This window comes from Alkalihalophilus pseudofirmus, from assembly GCF_029094545.1.
Taxonomy (GTDB): Bacteria; Bacillota; Bacilli; order Bacillales; family Bacillaceae_D; genus Alkalihalophilus; species Alkalihalophilus pseudofirmus.
In genome coordinates this window covers 3,539,807-3,562,961 of sequence record NZ_CP117835.1, presented here as the reverse complement: position 1 = coordinate 3,562,961, position 23,155 = coordinate 3,539,807, and the positions used below count along the sequence as shown (strand labels likewise).

27 protein-coding genes are annotated in these 23,155 nt (G+C 43.2%); 25 read left to right on the top strand and 2 right to left on the bottom strand.

Annotated features, from left to right (window positions below; genetic code table 11):
* The first annotated feature begins 35 nt into the window (after positions 1 to 35).
* The 17 genes from PQ478_RS18805 (at position 36) to PQ478_RS18725 (ending at position 12,458) form a co-directional block, all read left to right on the top strand.
* On the top strand, positions 36 to 233 hold the full coding sequence (locus tag PQ478_RS18805; protein WP_012960420.1) for a PspC domain-containing protein: 198 nt from the start codon (positions 36 to 38) through the stop codon (positions 231 to 233).
* A 3-nt stretch (positions 234 to 236) separates the two neighbouring features.
* Entirely contained in the window at positions 237 to 578 is a 342-nt protein-coding gene (locus PQ478_RS18800; protein WP_022629104.1) for a phage holin family protein, read from the top strand.
* A 175-nt stretch (positions 579 to 753) separates the two neighbouring features.
* Entirely contained in the window at positions 754 to 1,692 is a 939-nt protein-coding gene (gene hprK / locus PQ478_RS18795; RefSeq protein ID WP_289235151.1) for an HPr(Ser) kinase/phosphatase, read from the top strand.
* Positions 1,693 to 1,726: 34 nt separating this feature from the next.
* On the top strand, positions 1,727 to 2,593 hold the full coding sequence (gene lgt / locus PQ478_RS18790) for a prolipoprotein diacylglyceryl transferase (protein ID WP_289235150.1): 867 nt from the start codon (positions 1,727 to 1,729) through the stop codon (positions 2,591 to 2,593).
* 27 nt (positions 2,594 to 2,620) lie between these two features.
* A complete protein-coding gene (locus PQ478_RS18785) occupies positions 2,621 to 3,571 on the top strand; it encodes a nucleoside recognition domain-containing protein (protein WP_289235149.1) in 951 nt (316 codons plus the stop codon).
* Entirely contained in the window at positions 3,561 to 4,226 is a 666-nt protein-coding gene (gene ppaX, locus PQ478_RS18780; protein WP_289235148.1) for a pyrophosphatase PpaX, read from the top strand. The genes PQ478_RS18785 and ppaX overlap by 11 nt, the downstream gene beginning before the upstream one ends.
* Entirely contained in the window at positions 4,226 to 4,714 is a 489-nt protein-coding gene (locus PQ478_RS18775; protein ID WP_251189601.1) for an acyltransferase, read from the top strand. Before ppaX ends, PQ478_RS18775 begins: the two co-directional genes overlap by 1 nt.
* 83 nt (positions 4,715 to 4,797) lie before the next feature.
* Positions 4,798 to 5,049, top strand: coding sequence for a hypothetical protein (locus PQ478_RS18770; RefSeq protein WP_289235147.1), 252 nt, complete (start codon positions 4,798 to 4,800; stop codon positions 5,047 to 5,049).
* Positions 5,050 to 5,250: 201 nt separating this feature from the next.
* A complete protein-coding gene (locus tag PQ478_RS18765; protein ID WP_289235146.1) occupies positions 5,251 to 6,432 on the top strand; it encodes an ATP phosphoribosyltransferase regulatory subunit in 1,182 nt (393 codons plus the stop codon).
* Between the two features lies 1 nt (position 6,433).
* Positions 6,434 to 7,072: an ATP phosphoribosyltransferase gene (hisG, locus tag PQ478_RS18760; RefSeq protein ID WP_012960412.1), complete on the top strand. Its 639-nt coding sequence runs from the start codon at positions 6,434 to 6,436 to the stop codon at positions 7,070 to 7,072.
* Positions 7,069 to 8,340: a histidinol dehydrogenase gene (gene hisD / locus PQ478_RS18755; RefSeq protein WP_289235145.1), complete on the top strand. Its 1,272-nt coding sequence runs from the start codon at positions 7,069 to 7,071 to the stop codon at positions 8,338 to 8,340. Before hisG ends, hisD begins: the two co-directional genes overlap by 4 nt.
* The gene (gene hisB / locus PQ478_RS18750; RefSeq protein ID WP_289235144.1) at positions 8,341 to 8,925 is read left to right on the top strand and encodes an imidazoleglycerol-phosphate dehydratase HisB; all 585 of its coding nucleotides are present in this window, start codon (positions 8,341 to 8,343) and stop codon (positions 8,923 to 8,925) included.
* Positions 8,926 to 9,567, top strand: a complete 642-nt coding sequence (gene hisH, locus PQ478_RS18745) for an imidazole glycerol phosphate synthase subunit HisH (RefSeq protein ID WP_289235143.1) — start codon at positions 8,926 to 8,928, stop codon at positions 9,565 to 9,567.
* The gene (gene hisA / locus PQ478_RS18740) at positions 9,560 to 10,288 is read left to right on the top strand and encodes a 1-(5-phosphoribosyl)-5-[(5-phosphoribosylamino)methylideneamino]imidazole-4-carboxamide isomerase (RefSeq protein WP_289235142.1); all 729 of its coding nucleotides are present in this window, start codon (positions 9,560 to 9,562) and stop codon (positions 10,286 to 10,288) included. Before hisH ends, hisA begins: the two co-directional genes overlap by 8 nt.
* A 5-nt stretch (positions 10,289 to 10,293) precedes the next feature.
* A complete protein-coding gene (gene hisF / locus PQ478_RS18735; protein ID WP_289235141.1) occupies positions 10,294 to 11,052 on the top strand; it encodes an imidazole glycerol phosphate synthase subunit HisF in 759 nt (252 codons plus the stop codon).
* On the top strand, positions 11,049 to 11,681 hold the full coding sequence (gene hisIE, locus PQ478_RS18730; protein ID WP_289235140.1) for a bifunctional phosphoribosyl-AMP cyclohydrolase/phosphoribosyl-ATP diphosphatase HisIE: 633 nt from the start codon (positions 11,049 to 11,051) through the stop codon (positions 11,679 to 11,681). The genes hisF and hisIE overlap by 4 nt, the downstream gene beginning before the upstream one ends.
* Positions 11,682 to 11,939: 258 nt before the next feature.
* Positions 11,940 to 12,458: a DoxX family protein gene (locus PQ478_RS18725; protein ID WP_289235139.1), complete on the top strand. Its 519-nt coding sequence runs from the start codon at positions 11,940 to 11,942 to the stop codon at positions 12,456 to 12,458.
* 45 nt (positions 12,459 to 12,503) lie between these two features.
* Here the strand turns inward: PQ478_RS18725 and PQ478_RS18720 are convergent, their stop codons facing one another.
* A complete protein-coding gene (locus PQ478_RS18720) occupies positions 12,504 to 13,646 on the bottom strand; it encodes a DUF7305 domain-containing protein (protein WP_289235138.1) in 1,143 nt (380 codons plus the stop codon).
* Positions 13,647 to 13,870: 224 nt separating this feature from the next.
* On the opposite strand from PQ478_RS18720, the gene PQ478_RS18715 reads away from it, so the two are divergent.
* From PQ478_RS18715 to PQ478_RS18680, 8 genes are all read left to right on the top strand, one after another.
* Entirely contained in the window at positions 13,871 to 14,938 is a 1,068-nt protein-coding gene (locus PQ478_RS18715) for a tetratricopeptide repeat protein (RefSeq protein ID WP_289235137.1), read from the top strand.
* Positions 14,939 to 15,046: 108 nt separating this feature from the next.
* Positions 15,047 to 15,988: a thioredoxin-disulfide reductase gene (gene trxB / locus PQ478_RS18710; RefSeq protein WP_289235136.1), complete on the top strand. Its 942-nt coding sequence runs from the start codon at positions 15,047 to 15,049 to the stop codon at positions 15,986 to 15,988.
* Between the two features lie 265 nt (positions 15,989 to 16,253).
* A complete protein-coding gene (locus PQ478_RS18705; RefSeq protein ID WP_031311692.1) occupies positions 16,254 to 16,736 on the top strand; it encodes an NUDIX hydrolase in 483 nt (160 codons plus the stop codon).
* 81 nt (positions 16,737 to 16,817) lie between these two features.
* Positions 16,818 to 17,711 (top strand): RNase adapter RapZ, encoded by an 894-nt coding sequence (gene rapZ, locus PQ478_RS18700; RefSeq protein ID WP_012960401.1) that lies wholly within the window; start codon positions 16,818 to 16,820, stop codon positions 17,709 to 17,711.
* Complete coding sequence (locus PQ478_RS18695) at positions 17,708 to 18,661, top strand: gluconeogenesis factor YvcK family protein (RefSeq protein WP_022629088.1); 954 nt, start codon at positions 17,708 to 17,710, stop codon at positions 18,659 to 18,661. Before rapZ ends, PQ478_RS18695 begins: the two co-directional genes overlap by 4 nt.
* Before the next feature lie 104 nt (positions 18,662 to 18,765).
* On the top strand, positions 18,766 to 19,722 hold the full coding sequence (gene whiA / locus PQ478_RS18690; protein WP_289235135.1) for a DNA-binding protein WhiA: 957 nt from the start codon (positions 18,766 to 18,768) through the stop codon (positions 19,720 to 19,722).
* A 34-nt stretch (positions 19,723 to 19,756) separates the two neighbouring features.
* Positions 19,757 to 20,014, top strand: a complete 258-nt coding sequence (locus PQ478_RS18685) for an HPr family phosphocarrier protein (RefSeq protein ID WP_022629086.1) — start codon at positions 19,757 to 19,759, stop codon at positions 20,012 to 20,014.
* 513 nt (positions 20,015 to 20,527) lie between these two features.
* A protein-coding gene (locus PQ478_RS18680) for an IS3 family transposase (protein WP_435521055.1) occupies positions 20,528 to 21,885 on the top strand; the annotation gives its coding sequence in 2 pieces (ribosomal slippage) (positions 20,528 to 20,999 and positions 20,999 to 21,885; 1,359 coding nt in all).
* A 533-nt stretch (positions 21,886 to 22,418) separates the two neighbouring features.
* Here PQ478_RS18680 and clpP read toward each other — a convergent pair.
* Positions 22,419 to 23,006: an ATP-dependent Clp endopeptidase proteolytic subunit ClpP gene (gene clpP / locus PQ478_RS18675; protein WP_012960397.1), complete on the bottom strand. Its 588-nt coding sequence runs from the start codon at positions 23,004 to 23,006 to the stop codon at positions 22,419 to 22,421.
* Between the last annotated feature and the right edge of the window lie 149 nt (positions 23,007 to 23,155).

The window sequence follows — 23,155 nt, the reverse complement described above, 5'->3', positions numbered from 1 at the left end:
CTTGTGAAGCCGTTCAGAAAATGAGGTGATATGAGATGAAAAAATTAGTCAGAACACAATATGATCGCAAATTAGCTGGTGTATGTGGAGGACTTGCGAAATACTTTGGCATTGATTCAACGATTGTACGAATTATCTTTATCGTACTTTTCTTCTTGTCAGTCGGTTTCCCGCTACTCCTTGCATACTTTATCGCCATCTTCCTAATCCCTAATGAAGAGGATGTGCGTTAATCAATGAGATGGATCATAGGTCTTGTTATAAATGCTGTCATTTTATTACTCATTGCATATGTCTTTGACGGCTTTGAGCTTGCTGGATTTTGGGCTGCAATTGTCGCCAGTGTACTGCTTTCGATTGTGAACGCGATTGTTAAACCAGTCTTGGTCGTGTTGACACTCCCGATTACCATTTTGACATTAGGGTTATTCTTGTTTGTGGTTAGTGCGCTAACTTTAATGTTGACAGCGGCCCTTATGGGTGATGCGTTTGTGATTAATGGATTTGGCATGGCGCTGCTTGCTTCTATTCTAATCGCTTTAATCCAAACGTTTGTCGTTAAGCCGCTCCGTAATTAATTGACAAAAAGGTCTGGCCTCTAAAGGTCCGGCCTTTTTCTAGTGAAAGAAATGAGCAGTGCTTCTCATGTTCGTCTTGCTCCTTAAAACATGATAAAATGGAAAATAGGTTTTAAAACTGGATTAGAGATTTTAAATCGGCATAAATGTGGGAAAGTGACGAGGTGGGAATAGTATGGCTAAAGTAACAGCAAATGATTTACTAGAACAATTTCAATTAGAGTTATTAGCGGGTGAGGAAGGAATCTACCGTCCGATTACAACGAGTGATATATCGCGTCCTGGTATGGAAATGGCAGGCTTTTTCACGTATTACCCGGCAAAACGTCTTCAGCTGTTAGGTAGAACGGAGCTCACGTTCTTTGAGCAGCTGACAAAAGAAGTTCAACAAGAGCGGATGCTTAAATTATGTACATATGATACACCGGGAATCATTATTTCACGTGGGAACGAGGCACCTCGTGCGCTACTCGAAGCTGCTGAGCAAAACGGCGTTCCTGTTATGCGCTCGAAGCAGACAACAACTCGTTTGAGTAGTAAATTGACGAACTATCTTGAAAGCAAGCTCTCCCCAATGACAGCTGTACACGGGGTGTTGGTCGACATTTATGGGATTGGTGTGCTGATTACAGGAAACAGCGGCGTGGGTAAAAGTGAAACAGCTCTAGACTTAGTTCGCCGTGGACACAGATTAGTAGCGGATGATTCGGTAGAAATTCGCCAGGAAAATGAAGATACACTGGTCGGCCGTTCTCCTGAGTTGATTCAGCATTTATTAGAAATTCGCGGGCTAGGCATTATTAACGTGATGACGTTATTCGGTGCCGGGGCGGTTCGTCCATTTAAACGAATTGTGTTATGTATTCATCTTGAGCTTTGGGATCAAAAGAAAGCCTATGATCGCTTAGGGCTAGAAGAAGAGACGATGAAAATTATGGATTCAGAAATTCAAAAGCTGACTGTGCCTGTACGTCCGGGTCGTAACCTTGCTGTTATTATTGAAGTTGCAGCGATGAACTTCCGTTTAAAACGCCTTGGCTTTAACGCGGCGGAAGAATTTTCTGAGCGCTTAACGGATGTAATAGAAGAAGGAGACCGTGACGAATTCAACTAAACGAATAAAACAAGAGATAGAGAGGATGTTTTAAATGGAAGAATCGATTGAACCGCTTAGTCGGATCTTTTTAGATATAGGTCCATTTACGATTTATTGGTACGGGGTCATTATTGGACTCGGGGTATTTCTTGGCTACATCTTAGCTTCAAGAGAATCCGTTCGCTTAGGCATGCCTAAAGAAACCTTCGCTGACCTCTTGCTGTTTGCGATTCCAATTTCAATTATTTCAGCTCGTATATACTATGTGACCTTTAGGTGGGAACAGTTTGCAGACGATCCAATTCGTGTTTTCTACATATGGGAAGGCGGAATTGCGATTCACGGAGCTCTTATTGGAGGGGTCTTAACGGCCTATGTGTTTACAAAAAGACATAATCTTTCCTTTTGGCAGCTCGTTGACGTAGCCGCACCAAGTATTTTATTAGGTCAGGCGATCGGCCGCTGGGGCAACTTTATGAATCAGGAAGTTTACGGCGGACCAGTGACGCGTGAGTTTCTAGAAGGGCTTATGCTGCCTGAATTCATTATTAACCAAATGTTTATAAACGGTACGTACTATCATCCGACTTTCCTTTATGAGTCAATTTGGAATCTGCTCGGGGTAGCCTTGTTACTGTACTTACGTAGAGTAAACTTGAAACAAGGGGAGATTTTCTTTACGTATGTGATCTGGTATTCGGTAGGGCGTTTCTTTATCGAGATTATTCGTTTAGATTTTTTACTTATTTTTGGCGTGTTAAAAACAGCTCAGGTCATTTCAATTGTATTAGTCCTTGGAGCCGTTATTCTATGGATTTACCGTAGAAAACAGCCTGGTACAAAACGATACTTAGATCCTGCACTGCCAGAAACAAAAGCAAAAGCTTCTTCTAAAAAAACAAAGAAAAAGAAGAAGTAAATAAGGAGTTGGAGGGAGAGGGAGCACATGCTGAAAAGAGGTTTCTTAGTCGGTCTCAAAACGACGTGGACACTTGGGAAAATCATTTTTCCGATCACGTTAATTGTAACGATACTAGGCTATACACCGCTGCTTGGATGGCTGGCTGATTTGCTTGCACCGTTAATGAGATTTATTGGTCTTCCTGGGGAAGCAGCGATTCCGCTCGTTCTTGGAAATGTGTTAAATCTGTACGCAGGGATTGGAGCCATTTTAACGCTTGATTTAACAGTGAAAGAAGTGTTTATCCTCGCTGTTATGCTCTCTTTCTCTCACAATCTTTTTGTAGAGTCTGCGGTTGCGACCAAAGTTGGTATCAGAATGAGCGTCGTCTTAGCGGTGCGCGTCGGGCTTGCTTTATTTTCCGCTTTTATGATCAATCTTTTTTGGAGCGGAGGAGGCGAGCAGGCACAGTATGGGTTTGTTTCAACGACTCCAAGTGCTGAGCCGACAACATGGCTAGGAATTGCCTGGTCTGGCGTGGAAAGTGCGACACTTGGTATCCTGCAGCTTGCTATGATTGTCATTCCGTTAATGATTTTTGTGCAGATTGCAAAAGAAATGAATTGGCTGCAAGTGATGTCACGCTGGATGGCGCCTTTTACGCGGCTGCTTGGCATTCGTGAAAATACATCCACTACACTCGCTTCAGGTTTGGCATTCGGCTTGGCCTACGGTGCCGGGGTGATGATCCAAGCGGTGAAAGAGGACAATGTCTCGAAGAAAGATTTGTACTTAGTATTTATTTTTCTCGTGGCCTGTCACGCGGTAGTTGAAGATACGTTGATCTTTATCCCGCTTGGCATCCCTATTTGGCCGCTGTTAATTATCCGTCTTGTCACGGCAATTGTTCTCACGATGGCAGTAGCCTTCATCTGGAACAGGCTTGAAAAAGATCAACAGGTAAATCGAAAGGAAGCGACGACCTATGAACATTAATACAAACACTGAAACAGGTATCAAAACACTATTATTTGATTTGGATGGAACATTAATTAATACAAATGATTTAATTATTGCTTCATTCTTGCATACACTTGAACAGTTTAAGCCTGGGGAATACACTCGCGAGCAGGTAATCAATTTTATCGGCCCGCCTTTAATTGACAGCTTCAGAAAAGTAGACCCTGAGCGTTATGAGGAAATGATTGACGTGTACCGTACGCATAACCATTCCTTCCACGATGAGCTAGTCAAAGAATACGCGGGCGTTTATGAGACCATTAAGGAACTTCACGAAAAAGGCTTTAACCTAGCGATCGTGACAACAAAAATCCGCAAAACGGCCTTAATGGGGCTGAAGCTGATGAAGCTCGATCAATTTTTCGATGTTGTCATTGGTCTTGATGATGTTGAAAATGCGAAACCGCACACAGAGCCGCTTGAAAAAGCATTGAATGCCCTTGGTGTCACAAAAGAAGGCGCGATGATGATTGGCGATAGTCCTCATGACATTCATGCCGGCAAAAATATGGGGATCCCAACAGCTGCAGTCAGCTGGTCAATCAAAGGGGAAGAAGCGATGCGCGCCTTAGAGCCGGACTACATTTTAGCAGAAATGAGTGATCTGCTAGATATCGTGGAGGCGAGATAGTGAGCCGAAAAACTGAGAGCTATCCGGTGAAAACCGCAAATTCCTTATGGCATATTTACCGCACAGTTCCGTTTTTTAAAGTTGTTAAAAATTTTATTGTCATCCAAATTGCCCGCTACACTCCTTTTCTAAAGGTGAAAAATTGGCTGTACCGCACGTTTCTCCGAATGAAAGTCGGACCTGAGACGGCGGTCGCCTTGATGGTGATGATGGATGTTATGTTCCCAGAACGTATCTCGATTGGGCGCAATACGATTATCGGCTATAATACCACGATCCTTGCCCATGAATATTTGATTAAAGAGTATCGGCTTGGAGATGTCGTGATCGGCGATGAAGTGATGATCGGTGCGAATACGACAATTCTTCCAGGTGTAACGATTGGTGACGGGGCTGTCATCTCAGCTGGAACGCTTGTCCACCGTGATGTACCAGCCGGCGCATTTGTTGGTGGCAACCCGATGCAAATAATAAAAGAACGAGTCTAGAACCGCTTCAGCGCAGATAATGTGCTGGAGCGGTTTTTCTGTTCTAGAGGATTTATAGGAGAAAAAGTCGAATACTAAGCAGAATGGAAAAGTCATTGGTTTGTGCGGAGCAAGGGATTATGCGGTGGAGGGAGATTGCGTCGGTTGGAGACGTAATCGCGTCTGTTCAAATGGTAATAGTCTCGCTTGCTCAAGTAATTGCGCCGCTTCAAGGCTTTATTGCGCCTATTGGGTGTAATTGCGCGGGTTGGATGGATTATTGCGTCGGTCTCAGAGTAATTGTATTCGTTCGAGCTACAATTGCGCCGCTTGACCTCACTACACCGCACCCCTGAATCCCCAGCTTCTATTACCCTATAATCTCAAAAAAATCAGTCTTTTCAGTTGACGGTATGGTTATCGTCGTGTAGACTACATATAAATTCTTTATTTCGGTAGTATATTAGCGAACTAAAGTAAAAACAAAACGAACTAGTATGAGGAAGACGCTTAAGCTGACTCACATTATAAATAGAGAAATCAAGGAGTGGAACGTGATGTCGAAGCCATTTATGTTTGAAAAGCCGATTGGAATGAGAGATACCTTACCTGCTCTTTATCGAACGAAAAAGTTGATTCGCGATCAGCTGACAACAGAAATGTCATTATGGGGCTATCAAACAATTGATACGCCAACACTTGAATTTTACGATACGGTTGGAGATGCGTCTGCGATTTTAGATCAGCAGCTCTTTAAATTACTAGATTCAAAAGGAAATACCCTTGTGCTTCGTCCAGATATGACTGCACCGATTGCAAGACTTGTTGCATCAAGCTTAAAAGAAGCAACATTCCCAGTGCGCCTCAACTATCAGTCAAATGTCTACCGTGCGCAGCAGCACGAAGGCGGCAAGCCGGCTGAATTTGAACAAGTTGGTGTAGAGCTGATTGGTGATGGGACGGTCAGTGCGGACGGTGAAGTGATTGCTTTAATGATCGCAAGCTTAAAGCGTGCCGGTCTTGATAACTTTAAAGTAGCGATTGGGCATGTCGGCTATGTCGATGCTCTTCTTTTAGATGTCGTCGGAAATGAGGAACGAGCGCTTGTTCTCCGCCGTTATCTGTATGAAAAGAATTACGTCGGCTTCAAGGAGCATGTGAAAGAGCTCAGCCTGTCATCAATAGATAAAGACCGTCTCTTAAAATTGCTTAAGCTGCGCGGCGGCAAAGAGGCGCTTGATCAAGCACGTGAATTGATTCAAACAGAACAAGGAGAACGCGCCCTTAATGAATTAACACAGTTATGGGGTGTGCTTGAGAGTTACGGTATTGATTCGTATGTGAAGCTTGACCTAAATCTTGTGTTGCACCTGAGCTATTATACGGGAGTTGTATTTGAAGGCTACGGCGGTGATCTCGGTGTGCCGTTAAGCAGCGGCGGCCGTTATGACCAGCTGCTTGAAAAGTTTAACCGTCCGGCGCCTGCAACAGGGTTTGGTGTGCGTTTAGACTTATTAACGGAAGCGATCGGAAAAACAGCACCTGCTAAGGAAAATGTATGTGTGATTTTCAGTAAGGAACGCCGCACGGAAGCAACAGAGTTGGCAAGCCAGAAGCGTGAAGAAGGGATTTCTGTTGTCCTGCAAGATCTCTCTGGTGTCGGCGATGTCGATCAAATGAGCGAGCAGTATGATGATGTAATCTATTGCATTGGAAAGTCTAAAAAAGGAGGCGAGTAGAATGAGCGAAGTGTTAACAGTGGCAATGCCGAAAGGACGTATTTTTGAAGAGGCGGTTGAGTTATTACGTAAAGCCGGCTACCGCCTCCCAGAGGAATTTGATGATTCAAGAAAGTTAATTATAGATGTCGAAGAAGAGAATTTGCGCTTCATTCTAGCAAAGCCGATGGATGTACCGACTTATGTGGAGCACGGGGTAGCTGATATTGGGGTAGCTGGAAAAGATGTCATGATTGAAGAAGAACGTGATGTGTACGAGGTGCTTGATTTGAAAATCAGCGAGTGCTACTTAGCTGTGGCAGGACTTCCGGGGTATGAGAAAAAAGACATTAACCCTAAAGTAGCCTCAAAGTATCCTAATCTTGCGGCACAGTATTTTAAAGAGCAAGGCGAGCAGGTCGAGATGATTAAGCTGAATGGTTCGATCGAGCTGGCACCGCTTATCGGCCTGGCAGATCGCATTGTTGATATTGTTTCAACGGGGCGCACGCTAAAAGAAAACGGTCTGGTTGAGTTTGAAACAATTGTGCCGATCACCTCACGTCTAATCGTTAACCCAGTCAGCTACCGGATGAAAGATGAGCAGATTGACCGCATGGTTGAACGTTTGTCAGGTGTTGTGGATGGTGTGGAAGCATGAGAATTATAGAGGTCACAGATTCGGTCAGTTTAAAAAGAGACTTGGATGCTGGTACGAGCGAGCAGCGCGAGGCTGTCGATGCGATTATTGAAGAGGTTAGAAAACGTGGTGATCAAGCCTTGTTCTCATATACCGAGAAGTTTGACGGGGCGAAGCTTGACGCGCTTCTTGTTGAAGAGTCAGAATTTCTTGCGGCATATGAACAGCTGGATCCAGGCGTCTTAAAAGCTATTCGAGAGGCGATTGAGAATATCCGTGATTTTCACCAGCGTCAGGTGCAGCAGTCTTGGATGACGACAAAAGAAGACGGAACGATCCTTGGCCAGAAAGTCACGCCGCTTGATGCTGTCGGCTTATATGTGCCAGGCGGCAAGGCTGCTTATCCGTCCTCAATCATGATGAACGTCATCCCGGCGCAGGCAGCGGGCGTTGGAAGAATTTCGATCGTTACTCCGCCGCAAAAAGATGGCACAATCCCAGCAAGTGTCCTCGTCACAGCGAAGGAGCTTGGTGTTACCTCTATTTATAAAGTAGGAGGCGCTCAGGCCATTGCCGCTCTCGCTTACGGAACAGAGACGATCCAAGCTGTCGATAAAATCACAGGACCAGGCAATATCTTTGTCGCTTTGGCAAAACGCGCGGTATTTGGACGAGTGGATATTGATATGATTGCAGGACCGAGTGAAATTGTCGTCTTAGCTGATGAGAATGCGAATGCGCAATACATTGCAGCGGATCTGTTGAGCCAAGCAGAGCATGACGAGAGAGCATCGGCCGTATTAGTAACGCCTTCAAGCGACCTCGCGGAAGCAGTAAAAACTGCCGTAGAGAAGCAGCTTGAAACACTGCCGAAGCGTGAGATTGCCGAGGCATCAATTCGCGATTACGGGGCGGTCTATGTGACGAAAGATTTAGATGAAGCTGTGGATGTAACGAATGAGTTAGCCCCAGAACATCTTGAACTTTTAACAGAAGATGCGATGGCGCTTGTCGGACGGATCCGCCATGCTGGAGCAATCTTTGTCGGACCATACAGCTCAGAGCCTGTTGGAGATTATTTTGCAGGACCGAATCATGTTCTGCCGACGAACGGCACTGCGCGTTTCTCAAGCCCATTAAGCGTGGATGATTTCGTGAAAAAATCAAGCATCATCAGCTACAGCAAGCAGGCGCTAAAGCAAAAGGGAGCGAGTATTTCTGCCCTTGCTAGATTAGAAGGATTAGAAGCACATGCTAGAGCAATTGATATTAGGTTGGAGGATGAATAGATGAGACAGGCAAGACTTGAAAGACAAACCGGTGAAACAACTATCGATTTAGACTTTACCATTGACGGGGAAGGGGTTTCTGAACTCGAAACGGGTGTGCCTTTTCTTACTCATATGCTCGATTTATTCACAAAGCACGGTCACTTCAATTTAACAGTGGATGCGAAAGGTGATATTGAGGTGGATGATCACCACACAACTGAGGATATCGGAATCTGTCTAGGAACGGCTTTAAAAGATGCTCTAGGTGATAAAAAAGGAATTAAGCGTTATGGCAGTGCCTTTGTTCCAATGGATGAAACGCTTGCCCAAGTCGTAGTGGACTTAAGCAACCGCCCGCATCTTGAATTCCGTGCCGAGTTCCCGAGCCAGAAGGTCGGTACCTTTGATACGGAGCTTGTGCATGAGTTTTTATGGAAGCTGGCGCTTGAAGCGAGAATGAATCTGCATGTCATTGTTCATTACGGACAGAACACTCACCACATTATTGAGGCAATCTTTAAAGCATTGGCGCGTGCCTTAGATGAGGCAACAACTATTGATGAGCGTGTTAAAGGAGTTCCATCCACGAAAGGAATGTTGTAGATGATTGGCATTGTCGATTATGGCATGGGGAATTTACATAGTGTCAGTAAAGCATTAGAGCGTATGGACATGCCTTATTTTCTATCAGCGGACCCGGCAGAACTGGAAAAGGCAGATGGGCTGATCCTCCCGGGTGTTGGGGCGTTTCGTGATGCGATGAGTATTTTAAACGAAACAGGTCTCGCGCTGTTTTTGCGCAACTGGGCAAATGAGGGCAAACCGCTGCTTGGTATCTGCCTTGGAATGCAGCTGTTATTTGAAAGCAGTGAGGAGCATGGCCTTACATCAGGACTAGGCTTGCTTCCTGGCCGTGTTGAGCGCTTCAGCGGTGTCGATGAGGCAGGTCAAGCGTATAAAGTGCCGCATATGGGCTGGAATAAGCTGACGTTCAATAAAGATAGCTTGCTGCTTCGCGGGGTAGAAGAAGGACATGTGTATTTTGTTCATTCCTATGTTGTGAAAACAGACGATAAGAATGTACTCCTTGCTACAAGTGATTACGGAAGGGTTGTTCCTGCGGTTGTTGGCCGTGAGAATGTATTAGGGACACAATTTCACCCGGAGAAAAGCAGCACGGTCGGAATGGCAATTCTGAAAAATTACGGGGCTTATGTAGAGAGAGGAGCGATTGCACGTGGCTAAGTTTGAGATCTATCCAGCAATTGATATGCGTGATGGGAAATGTGTGCGTCTTGTTCAAGGCGATTACAACCAAGAGACGGTGTACGGCGATTCACCGTTTGAGATGGCTGAATCATTTGCTGAAGCAGGAGCAAAGTGGATTCATATGGTCGACTTAGACGGGGCGAAGGCGAAGACTCGCATTAACCATGAGCATGTCGTGAAAGTAGCGAAAGAACTTAATGTGTCCGTTCAAGTCGGCGGCGGCATTCGCACGGCTGAAGATATTGCTTATTATTTAGAGCGCGGGATTGATCGTGTCATTTTAGGAAGTGTCGCAGTTAATAATCCTGCTTTCACTAAAGAAATGCTTTCTACATACGGCGGTGAGAAAATTGCAATCGGCTTAGATGCGCGCGATGGCTATGTGGCAACTGACGGCTGGCTTGAGACATCTTCTGTTCAGGCAGTTGATCTTGCCAATGAGCTCGCACGTCACGGAGCAGAAGTGTTTATTTTCACTGACATTTCACGTGATGGGATGCTGTCCGGCCCGAATACAGAAGCGATTGCCAAAATGGCTGAGGAAACAGGGAAAGAAGTGATTGCTTCCGGCGGCGTCAGCAACTTAGCGGACTTAAAAGAACTTCGCGAACACCCGAGTGAGATCGGCGGAGCCATTGTCGGTAAGGCTTTGTATACGAATCAATTTACCCTCAAAGATGCATTAAAAGGAGAGTGAAACACGTGCTTACAAAACGAATGATTCCATGCTTGGATGTAAAAGAAGGACGTGTGGTCAAAGGCGTTCAATTTGTGGACTTGCGTGATGCAGGGGATCCGGTTGAACTGGCTGCCTTTTATGATGAGCAGGGGGCAGATGAACTAGTATTCTTAGATATTTCCGCCTCGCATGAAGGACGTGAAACGATGGTTGAAGTCGTTGAAGAAGTAGCTGGAAAACTTGCGATTCCATTTACCGTCGGCGGCGGGATTAATACGCTAGAAGATATGAAGCGAGTGCTGCGGGCCGGGGCTGATAAGGTATCACTGAATACAGCAGCAGTAAAACGCCCAGAACTGATTCGTGAGGGAGCGGACTTTTTTGGCTCGCAATGTATTGTCGTGGCCATTGATGCGAAATATGACGAAGAGCTTGGCTCATGGAGAATTTATACCCATGGCGGCCGCCAAGCAACCGAGTGGGAAGTGCGTGATTGGGCGAAGGAAGCAACACGTTTAGGTGCAGGTGAAATTCTGCTTACAAGCATGGACCAGGACGGGGCTAAGACTGGATTTGATCTTGCTTTAACAAAAGCGGTCAATGAAGTGGTCAGCGTACCGGTTATTGCTTCAGGCGGTGCAGGAAAAAAAGAAGACTTTGCTGATGTGTTTAAAGTAGTCAATGCGGATGCAGCACTCGCAGCGTCGATTTTCCATTACAAAGAAACATCTGTAGAAGAAGTAAAAACATACTTGAGGCAGGAAGGGGTGCTCGTTCGATGAGTGTAGAAAAAATCAAATTTGATGAACGCGGACTAGTGCCAGCGATCGTTCAAGATGCAACAAGTAAAGAAGTACTGACATTAGCTTATATGAACGAAGAATCTCTGCAGAAATCTCTAGATACTAGAGAAACGTGGTTTTACAGCCGCTCTAGAGAAGAGCTGTGGCATAAAGGAGCAACTTCTGGCAATACGCAGCAGATTGTTGATATGCGGTATGACTGTGATGCTGATTCCATTGTAGTGCTTGTCACACCGGCAGGTCCGGCATGCCATAAAGGAGATTACACATGCTTCAGCGATTCGCTTTTTGGCGAAAATATCCGTACTAATCCTACACGATTTGCAATTCTTGATGAGTTAGAGCGTGTCATTGCCGAGCGTGAGGCGGAGATGCCAGAAGGAGCTTATACGACATACTTGTTTGAAAAAGGTGTGGATAAAATCCTCAAAAAAGTCGGTGAAGAAGCGGGCGAAGTGATTATTGCGGCGAAAAACCGTGACCCAGAAGAATTAAAATGGGAAGTAGCCGATCTTCTCTATCACCTTCTCGTGCTGCTAAGAGAACAAAAGCTGCCGTTAGACGAAGTATTATCAGTGCTTGAGGAACGCCACAAGCCAAAATCATAAGAGGGAGAGACTTATTCACATGTGGATAGGTCTCTTTTTTATAAGTACCATAAACTTTGCTCAATATTTCACAAAGTGGTCACAGAAAAATGAGAATATGTGATTAACTTCACAAATCGATCGTAGTATACTATGAGTGTAAGGAAGTTAGTGATCACTAATCCAAATCAATTTTTTTAACTTATCATGTGAAATGTTTCACAAACGAATTTGCAAACTGAAATCATACCAAAAGGAAAACAAGAGGAGGACATTACGATGTTTATGAATTTTTTACGGACGAACCGCTATGCAGCAGGAGCTCTAACTTTGATCCGATTATATATTGGCTGGATGTGGGTGACAGCCGGTTTTGGTAAAGTAACGGGAGGATTTAGTGCTGAGGGATATTTAATGGGAGTTGTGAATAATCCCGCTGTGCTTGAGCAATATCCAACATACCATGCTTTTATTGAGGGGTTTGCTGTTCCTAATGCAGAATTGTTCAGCTACATGGTGGCATGGGGAGAATTGTTTGTCGGTCTTGGATTGATCTTTGGGGTATTTACAACAGCAGCAGCCTTCTTCGGGATTATGATGAATTTTGCCTTCTTATTTGCCGGAACGATTTCTTCTAATCCGTGGATGATCTTATTTACCATCTTCATCTTGGCAGCAGGAGCGAATGCTGGCAGATACGGCGGCGACCGCTGGGCTATTCCTTATATGAAAGGGTTCATTAACAACAAACGAAATGGCGGCCAAAGGATTCAAGGTGATGTAGCGAATGCGGCTTAACACTTTATAAAACTCAGGAGCATATCCACATGCTCCTGAGTTTTTTTAGTTGAAAGGGACTTCGGCATCCGGCGGAAGAGGTTCATAAACGACGGTCCCTTTTATATCAATGCTTTTAGCGATAATCACTCCGGTAAATGTAGCATTATTATCAATGGTGACATTACCATCTGGAGCAAAGATTATGCCGCTCGTATTACTAGAGATTCTTACATCTCCTTTAGAGGCATAGATGGTCTGATTAGAAATCTGTTTGCGGTACGTCGTCTGGTCATTTAATACGGTGTAGCCTCTCTCTGTATACCAATTTTGATTTTCTACATCAGGCAAAGTAAATTCAGGAAACGAAATAGAATCTACTTTTTCCACTGTGTAGCTATCTTCGTGCGGGAGTGTATCTTTACCCGTAATTGAACCTGTATAAAGTATTTTTCCGTTGATATCAACCTGATTTAAGTTTCCTGTTAAAATATCACCGCCTACGTAAATGGTGCTCTCAGAGCTGTGGCCAAGAGTAATATGTTTTAAATCTAAATTTCCTTGTATGTAAATATTCTTCGCCTTGATTGATGTTTTAGAGCCGCTGTTCGATGAAAAGCCGTTTCGCATCACAACTGTAGCTTCTGGACCTATGACGGTTCCGTTCCCTGTGAAATCAAGAATATTTCCAAAGAAGAGGACATTTTCCTTTCTTAAGTAGTCTAGAAACGAAGACTCGGGTTCTGGATCAGGATCAGGGCCTGGATTAATTGGTGTAACACTTGAGGAATATTGACTTTCCAGGGTTGTTTGTATCTCAAATGAAGGGTTATGAGAATCGGTTAGCCTCATATTTACATTTAAGTTATAGTCAGCGTTTAAATTCCCGCAACGTCTGTTCGTAGTAATAGTTGTTCCTTCAGGTGAAATTTCATTAAGCTCAATGTGTTCGATTAAATGCGCAGATTCAAAAAAATCATCATAGCAAAATACATCATCATATCCAGCCTTATGCTGTTCTCTTAACTGTGTCATCATAATATTGGCCTCTTGACGAAGGTTGATATGCGAGCTTGTTTTCTCATTAAATGAAAAAGTAGATAGTAATACATTATAAATGATCCCTATAAAAAGGGATGAGATCACAATGGTAGCTAATACTTCTAATAAAGTAAGGCCTTTTTCTTTTACTATGTATTTAGTTAGCATATATCACCTCGAGTAAGAATGTTAAAGTTGATAGGTATATAGTCCTTATGTTATAACATTTTTGGTAAAAGTTTCTATCTAAAGTTTGTGTAATAGAATATAGATTGGAAAGGTAGAGGAAATTCGAGGCTAGAACAAAGAAGAATCGTTATTTCACATTCCTACTTCTCTTTGTTTATTGTATACTTGGGTGTATGAATGAGAACTTGGGGGAATTAAACTTCATGAACTTAACACCTGAAAATGAGCAAGAAAACCGAAATGTGATCCCGTTTTATCGCAGCGGCGATTATTTCTTTCATAGAGGCATTATTGCTTATCGTAAAAACCATCTGAAGCGAGCAGTGAAATTATTTGAACGTGCTGTTAAGCTGACGGATCAAGAGCCGGTTTTTCATGTTCAATTAGCGGCAGTTCTCTCAGAGATCGGCCAGTATGAGAGATCGAATGACATTTTAGAGATGGTCCTAACGAATCACGGAGACGATCAATCTGAATGTTATTTTTTCATGGCTAACAATTATGCCTATCTTGGATTATTTGAAAAGGCTGAAGAGGCCGCAAAGCGTTACATGGTATTAACTCCTGGCGGGGAGTTCTTCAAAGACGCAGGCGACTTGTTGGATTTAATGCAAGTAGAGCAAAATGAAGCAGAGGCTGATGCGGACGACGAAGAAGATTGGGAGTCGTTTGATTTGTCCTCTGATGAATATATTATTGAGCATGGCCGTGCCCGTACACTGCTTAGAGACGGGAAACCTGAAGAGGCGCTTCCTATTTTGCAAGACATTATTACGGAGCACCCTGCTTGCTGGTCGGCGCATAATCATTTAGCTGAAGCACTTTTTCGTCTAGGCGATGATTCGGCGTTTGAACTAAGCAGAAATGTGTTACAAGAAGATGAGGGGAATTTATTCGCCCTTTGTAATTTAGCAGTATTTTATACGATGAAAGACAATGAGTTGTCTGCAGCACCTTTTATTGATGCGATTAAGCGCATTTATCCGCTTGATATCGAACATCATATGAAGGTAGCACAAGTTCTGGCAGCAGTCGGACATTACGAGCAGGTCATCGGACGGATTATGCGTGTAGAGCCCTTCATTTTAGAACGTGAACCCGATCTGTTCCATTGCTTAGCTGTGGCGTACTATCACACAGACCAGTATGAAAAGGCCTTATTTTACTGGCGCAGAGCGGGAAAGCTAGGGAATAAATCTGCGGCAGAAATTCTTGAAAAAGTAGAGCAAGGCACCCTTTTGGCGCGCGATGTAGAATACCACCTGTGGTAATTGTAAAGAATTTGTTTTGTTTGAGCATATAAGTAGACACTTATATATCTCTTGATTAGGATAAGGGTAGAAATCAATTTACAGCAGTGATTGAAGGAGTGGATTAGGATGAGTGAAGAAAAAGTGTATGATGTCATTATCGCAGGAGCGGGTCCTGCCGGAATGACTGCAGCTGTTTATACATCTCGTGCAAACTTAAGCACGATTATGCTTGAGCGCGGAGTTCCTGGCGGTCAGATGGCTAATACAGAAGATGTAGAAAACTATCCCGGCTTTGACCATATTTTAGGGCCTGAGCTTTCAACAAAAATGTTTGAGCATGCGAAGAAGTTCGGTGCTGAATATGGCTATGGCGATGTAAAAGAGATTATCGATGAAGGTCATTATAAGATCGTCAAAGCAGGCAGTAAAGAATACAAGGCGCGTTCTGTCATTGTTGCAACGGGTGCAGAATATAAAAAGCTTGGCATTCCAGGTGAAAAAGAGCTTAGCGGCCGCGGGGTTTCATACTGTGCTGTTTGTGACGGAGCTTTCTTTAAAGGGAAAGAGCTTGTTGTTGTCGGCGGAGGAGACTCGGCTGTTGAAGAGGCTGTTTACTTAACTCGTTTTGCTTCTAAAGTGACAGTCATTCACCGCCGTGATCAGCTTCGTGCTCAAAAAATTCTTCAAGATCGTGCGTTTAACAATGATAAGATCGAATTTATTTGGAATCATGTTGTAAACGAGATCAATGAAGAGGGCGGAAAAGTAGGCAGTGTCACAATTGAGAACACAGAAACAGGCGAAACAAAAGATTTCAAGACAGATGGTGTATTCATCTACATCGGTATGCTTCCGCTAAATGCGAGTGTGAAAAACCTTGGCATCTTAAATGAAGAAGGATATGTTGTTACAAATGAAGAAATGGAAACGAAAGTACCTGGCATTTATGCAGCAGGTGATATTCGTGAAAAATCTCTTCGTCAAATCGTCACAGCAACAGGCGATGGCAGCTTAGCTGCACAAAATGTGCAACATTATCTAGAAAGTCTCGCAGAACAGACAAAATAATTCAAAAAACTGCAGAAAAAAACGTAATTCGGTCTTAATGAGTTTGTAACAAGGATGAAATATATATGGGGTATGATATAAATAAGTAATTGACCCCCTTTTTTATATAATTTGCACGGACACATCGTCCGTGCCCTTTTTTTGTCTATTTTTGAAATGATTCGACAAAATCAACCCTCATGCAAATTTTCCCTAATCCAAGTAATTGTGACGTTATCAAAATGAATGTATAATATTAAGGAGTAGTAGAACTGAGGTGAAGCTGTTGCAAAGGGTTACAAACTGTGTACTAGTAAATGGAGATCAAGCGTTATTGTTACAGAAGCCACGTAGAGGATGGTGGGTGGCACCAGGAGGAAAAATGGAATCTGGTGAATCCATTAAAGAAGCAGTGACAAGAGAGTTCCGTGAAGAAACAGGATTTCTTGTGAAAGATGCGAAGCTGCGTGCCGTTTTTTCAATGGTCATTATTGAAGATGACAAGATTCAATCTGAGTGGATGATGTTTACATTTCAAGCAACACAGTATGAAGGTGAACAGCTTGAGGAATCACCAGAAGGATCTTTAAAATGGCAGCCGCTAGATCAGATTACATCCCTGCCTATGGCTGAAGGAGATAAACAGTTATTCCGTCACGTGTTAGAACACGACGGATTGATGTATGGAACGTTCCATTACACACCCGATTTTAAATTGCTATCTTATCGATTAGATCCTGATCCATCAGATCCTGATCAATCTAAGTAAAGATAAGCTGAAAGATAAATTAAACATAAATAAGGTTATTTTTAATAAGATTGAACTAAATCTAAGAGCAGGTGATAGGCTATGACCAATCAAGAAGAAATACAAATCGTAATCATCACAGGGATGTCTGGGGCAGGAAAAACTGTGGCTGTCCAAAGTTTTGAAGACTTAGGGTATTTCTGTGTGGATAATTTGCCCCCTGCTTTAATTCCAAAATTTGTTGATCTCTTAAAAGGCTCAAACGGGACGATGAATAAAGTCGCACTCGTTATCGACCTTCGCGGGAAAGCATTTTTTGATCATTTATTTGAGGCAATTGATGCGATCAGCATAGAAGAAAACATCCAGCTTAAAATGCAAATTTTGTTCTTAGATGCAAAGGATGCCAAGCTCGTACAACGCTACAAAGAAACGAGAAGGTCTCATCCATTAGCTAAAGGCGGACTTCCGCTGGATGGAATTAAAAAAGAACGTGAATTGCTTGAAGAGTTAAAAGGCCGCGCCCAGCAGATTATTGATACAACAGAGATGAAGCCAATCCAGCTGCGTGAGAGAATTATCCAGCGTTTTAAAACGACGGATCGTCATCCATTCTCAATCAATATCATGTCGTTTGGCTTTAAATACGGAATCCCGATTGATGCCGACCTTGTTTTTGATGTGAGATTCCTGCCTAATCCTCATTATGTCGATCATCTAAGACCTCAAACAGGATTAAATGAAGAAGTGTCTTCGTATGTACTGAAGTGGAGTGAAACACAGACATTTATTGAAAAGCTTCGTGACTTGCTGACGTATATGCTTCCACAGTATAAACGTGAAGGTAAGAGCCAGGTTGTCATCGGAATTGGATGTACTGGCGGAAAGCACCGTTCGGTTACTTTAGCAGAATACTTTGGTGAGGCATTTTCAAATGAGTATGTAATGCATGTGAGTCATAGAGATATTGAAAAGGGGAAGGAAAAAACAACGTGAAGCAAAAGAAAATTGTTGTAATCGGCGGAGGAACAGGACTATCTGTATTGCTTCGAGGGTTAAAAACATTTCCTGTTTCGATCACGGCGGTTGTAACAGTGGCCGATGATGGGGGCAGCTCAGGGCGTTTGAGGCAAGAGCTTGATATTCCGCCTCCTGGAGATGTTCGTAACGTTCTCGTCGCCCTTGCTGAAGTAGAGCCATTAGTAGAAGAGTTATTTCAGCATCGTTTTCAAAATGGGAATGGCTTATCAGGACATTCCTTAGGCAACTTGCTGTTAGCAGGAATGACGTCTCTCACTGGAGATTTTGCAAAAGGGATTGCAGAGCTCAGCAAGGTCTTAAATGTACGTGGAAAAGTATTTCCTGCTGCTAATCGCAGTGTCGTCTTACATGGTGAGATGGAAGATGGCACCGTGGTAACAGGGGAGTCAAAAATACCGCTTTCCAAAAAACGAATTAAACGGGTCTTTTTAACACCAGCAGACATTAGTCCGCTTTATGAAAGTGTTAAAGCTATTCAAGAGGCAGACCTCATCGTACTTGGGCCAGGAAGCCTATATACAAGCGTTCTGCCAAATCTGCTCGTTCCAGGGATCAGTGAAGCTGTTTCAGAGTCAGAAGCAAAAAAGGTATATATCTGCAATGTGATGACACAAAGTGGAGAGACTGACGGCTATACAGCCTCCGAACACCTCGATGCGTTGTTTTCTCATTGCGGAAAAGGTATGATAGATGAAATCCTCGTTCATGGGTCACCTGTATCTGATGAAGTGAGGAAGCATTATTCAAAAGAACATGCTGTCCCTGTTACTGTAGATACCGACCGGCTTCAATCAATGGGCGTCGGCATAATCTGTGATCATTTTGTTGTGGAGTATGAGAAAATGCTGAGACATGATGCGATTAAAGTATCTAAGGCATTGATAGATGTAATAGATAAAAGGTAAATGGCGTAAAAGGTTACTAGAATATTGGCGTGTGGTTTTGCAAACGATCAATTAGTAAAAGCGGGTCATACATGCGTGCTGCACGGCTGAAAGGAGTGAACGTAATGTCCTTCGCAGCCACTACAAAAAAAGAACTAACCCAGTTTGAGCAAGAGGATTGTTGTGCTAAAGCAGAACTTTCCGCTTTAATCCGTATGAATGGATCGATGTCACTTGGAAACAAGCAGCTTGGGCTTGATGTGACCACTGAGAACGCAGCGATTGCTCGTCGGATTTACACTTTAATTAAAAAGTTATATCCAGAGATTTTTGTGGAGCTTCTCGTTCGAAAAAAGATGCGCTTAAAGAAAAATAACGTCTATCTTGTTCGAATCTCTCATGAGGCAAAACGATTGCTTGAGCACCTTGGAATCCTTGGAGAAGGGTTTTCGTTTATCCGCACGATCTCACAAGAAATAGTGAACACATCATGCTGTAAGAGAGCATACTTAAGAGGGGCGTTTTTAGCAGGGGGCTCAATTAATCACCCAGAAACCTCATCTTATCATTTAGAGGTTTTTTCTCTCTATGAGGAACATAATCAATCTTTATGTGAATTGATGAACGAATACGATCTAAATGCAAAAACCTTGGAACGTAAGAAGGGGTTCATCACGTATATGAAAGAGAGCGAAAAAATTACGGAGTTCTTAAACATCATCGGCGCACACCAAGCTCTTCTTTATTTTGAGGACGTGCGTATTATGAAAGATATGCGTAATTCTGTAAACCGTCTTGTAAACTGCGAAACCGCTAACTTAAATAAGACGGTAGGTGCAGCTTTAAGACAAGTGGAGAATATCCGGCTGGTGGAACGTGAGATCGGCCTTGAGCAGCTTCCGCCGAAACTACGTGAAATCGCAGAACTTCGAATGAAACACCAAGATGTTACATTGAAAGAGCTTGGGGAAATGGTGGAAAGCGGTGTCGTTAGTAAATCAGGCATCAATCATCGTCTCCGGAAAATTGACCAGCTGGCTGAACGTATTCGCTCTGGGCAATCGGTGGAATTAAAAATGTAAGACTAGAACGAAAAACAGTAGAGGAGGGACACAGATGGCAGAAAAAGAAGTACAAGTTAAACTAAAAACCGGTTTGCAAGCAAGACCGGCAGCTCTATTTGTTCAAGAGGCGAATCGTTTTTCATCTGATGTATTTATTCAAAAGGGTGAAAAGAAAGTGAATGCGAAGAGTATTATGGGTCTTATGAGCCTTGCTTTGAGCCAGGGCACGACGATTACTCTTATTACTGAGGGGCATGATGAGGCAGAAGCGTTGGAAGCACTAGCTGCCTATGTTGAGAAAGAAGCTTAAGAAAGGCGGCCTGATGCAGGGCCGTTTTTTTGTGTTCAGGAAAGTTTTTGGGAGAGATCAGACATATAAACAGTTTAAATAAATGAAAAAACATAACATTTCTGGGATAGGTGTAAGCTTGTCGCTCCTGAAATATGCTTCGCTTTCCGCGGTGAGCTGCTGAGCTTCCTCGGGCTTATGCCCTGTGGGATCTCAGCCCTGCTCTAGGCACCGCAGGAGTCTCCGCATATTTCATCCGCTGGGGTGTTGCTTTATGTAATAATTGTGTGTAGCGATTTAGTTATGGTTCATTTCAAATTATATAAAAGCAGACATCCTTAGGTTCATCTGTAAGGGTCTCTGAACAGATCATTATCAAATGGGGGCACTAAATAACATCCTTCCTCCGTTGATTGGAGCGGAAGGGACTCGACTCCTGCGGGAAGTGCGTGGCCAGGGGAGACCCCACAGGGCGAAATGTACTGCACCCCTATTGTTGGACACCTCAACCAACAATAGGAGGCGCCTTCATAAATGACTACGTTCACTAAGGAATATAAACTTCAAGTGGCTAAACGTTATCTAAATGAAATCATCAGTTATCGAGAACTTGCAAATCAAGTGGGCGTAGATGATTCGACGCTGCGATATTGGGTGATGTTAGTTCGCTATCATGGGGATCAAGCTTTTACCTTTCCCTATACAAACTATTCAGCTGCCTTTAAACTGAAAGTAATTCAATTTATGACCGAAGAGAATTACTCCATTCGAGAGGCATCAGCCATTTTTCATATTCCCGTTCCATGTATGCTTCGCAGATGGAAGAAAAAGTGGGAAACAGCTGGAGAAGATGCCCTTGAACCAAGAGAAAAGGGGCTTTCTACAATGACTTCTAATCAGAATAAAAACAAGGGCAACAGCGACTCTTCAACCCAATCGATAGAAGAGATGAAAAGAGAACTGGAACACCTGCGTATGGAGAATGCGTATTTAAAAAAGCTGAAAGCCTTAGTTCAGGAAAAACAATCACCAACAAAATCAAAGCGAAAGTAGTATATGAACTAAGGAACGAATTCCCGGTGATTCGAATGTTAAAGATAGCCAAGATGCCTAGAAGCACTTACTATAACCTTGTAAAAAAATGGAGCGAACCAGATCCTGATCGAAAATGGAAAAGAAGAATTGCATTCATTTACCATAAGCACTTTGGTCGATATGGCTATCGTCGTATTACAGACCTCCTTCAGGAAAAGGGATATGCGATTAACAAAAAGAAAGTGCTTCGAATGATGAGAGACCTAGGGCTTAAATGCCTTGTACGAATGAAAAAATACAAATCATATAAAGGAGAAGTTGGAAAAGCAGCTCCAAACATCCTAAACCGTAACTTTAGAGCCGAGAAGCCTAATCAAAAGTGGGTGACAGACATTACGGAATTTAAATTGTTTGGACAGAAGCTCTATCTGTCTCCACTATTTGACCTGTTTAACGGCGAACTGATAACCTATACGCTCCAATCAAGACCAACGTATGATTTGGTCGATACGATGTTGGACCAAGGGTTAAAGCACCTAAATAAAGGCGATGATCTCTTGATTCATTCTGATCAAGGTTGGCACTATCGAATGGCCCCTTACGTAAGGAAACTGAAAGAACATAACATCACACAAAGTATGTCTCGAAAAGGCAACTGTCACGATAATTCTGTCATGGAAAACTTTTTTGGAATCCTGAAATCGGAGTTCCTTTATTTAAACGAATTTGATAGTATTGAACACTTCAAAGAAGAGTTAGAACAATACATCTATTACTACAACCATGTGAGAATTAAATCAAGATTGAACCGGAAAAGTCCAGTAGCTTATCGACTCAGTACCCAAAAAGCTGCTTAAAAAAGTGTCCAACTTTATGGGTCCAGTGCAGAAAGCCCGAGGAGGCTCCCGGACCGCCCGCGGAAAGCGAGTCCCTGCAGTGGAGATCAACAATTGCTGCAGTGGAGCCATTTTCCAGTGTACTTATGTCTGTTATGAGTGAAGACGATGAGGAAGCTCCCGGACCGCCCGCGGAAAGCGAGTCCCTGCAGTGGAGATCAACAATTGCTGCAGTGGAGCCATTTTCCAGTGTACTTATGTCTGTTATGAGTGAAGACGATGAGGAAGCTCCCGGGCCGCCCGCGGAAAGCGTGTGCCTGCAGCGGAAATCAACAACTATCGTATGGAGGAAATCTTTAAGCGATATCATTAAATAAGAACGAGAATTGGGAAAGTTTGAAGCGAGTCTCTACAGAGGAAATCAACAACATTGTAAGGAGAGATATTACGTTTCCCTGCACAGATGTTTGTGGGTAGTTAGTTCTTTCTCTAGTGAGGTTAGCCACAACAAGAAACCCACCTGACAAAATGCCGGGTGGGTTTTCAGTGTGTTATTATTTTTTTGGTGAAGAAATTACTTCGTCAATTAAGCCGTATTCTTTTGCTCTTGAGGCAGTCATGAAGTTATCACGGTCTGTATCGCGTGCGATGACTTCTAATGGTTGACCTGTACGCTCAGCAAGAATTTTGTTTAATGTTTCGCGCATTTCAATAATGCGGCGAGCATGGATTTCGATATCAGAAGCTTGCCCGCGTGTTCCGCCAAGCGGTTGGTGAATCATTACTTCACTGTTTGGAAGAGCAAGACGTTTGCCAGGCTCACCAGCAGCAAGAAGGAATGCACCCATAGAAGCTGCCATACCGATACAAATAGTTGATACTTTCGGCTTGATGAAGTTCATCGTATCATAGATCGCCATACCAGCTGTGATCGAACCACCTGGGCTGTTAATATAAAGAGAAATATCTTTTTCTGGATCTTCTGCTTGTAGGAATAAAAGTTGAGCAACAATAGAGTTTGCTACGTTGTCATCAATGGCACTGCCAAGCATGATGATACGGTCTTTAAGTAGGCGAGAGTAGATGTCATAAGCACGCTCACCTCGGTTTGTCTGCTCAATAACTGTAGGAATTAAGTTCATAATCAGTTCCTCCTTATAATGGATTGTTCTAAAATCATTAGGCTGATTCTAGCTGTCTTGCCGCCGTTTGGTAAACAGTTTCTTATGTACGAACGGCTTTTTAAATATATGTACATCATACCTAATAGGTCAAAGAAGGTCAAATGTTT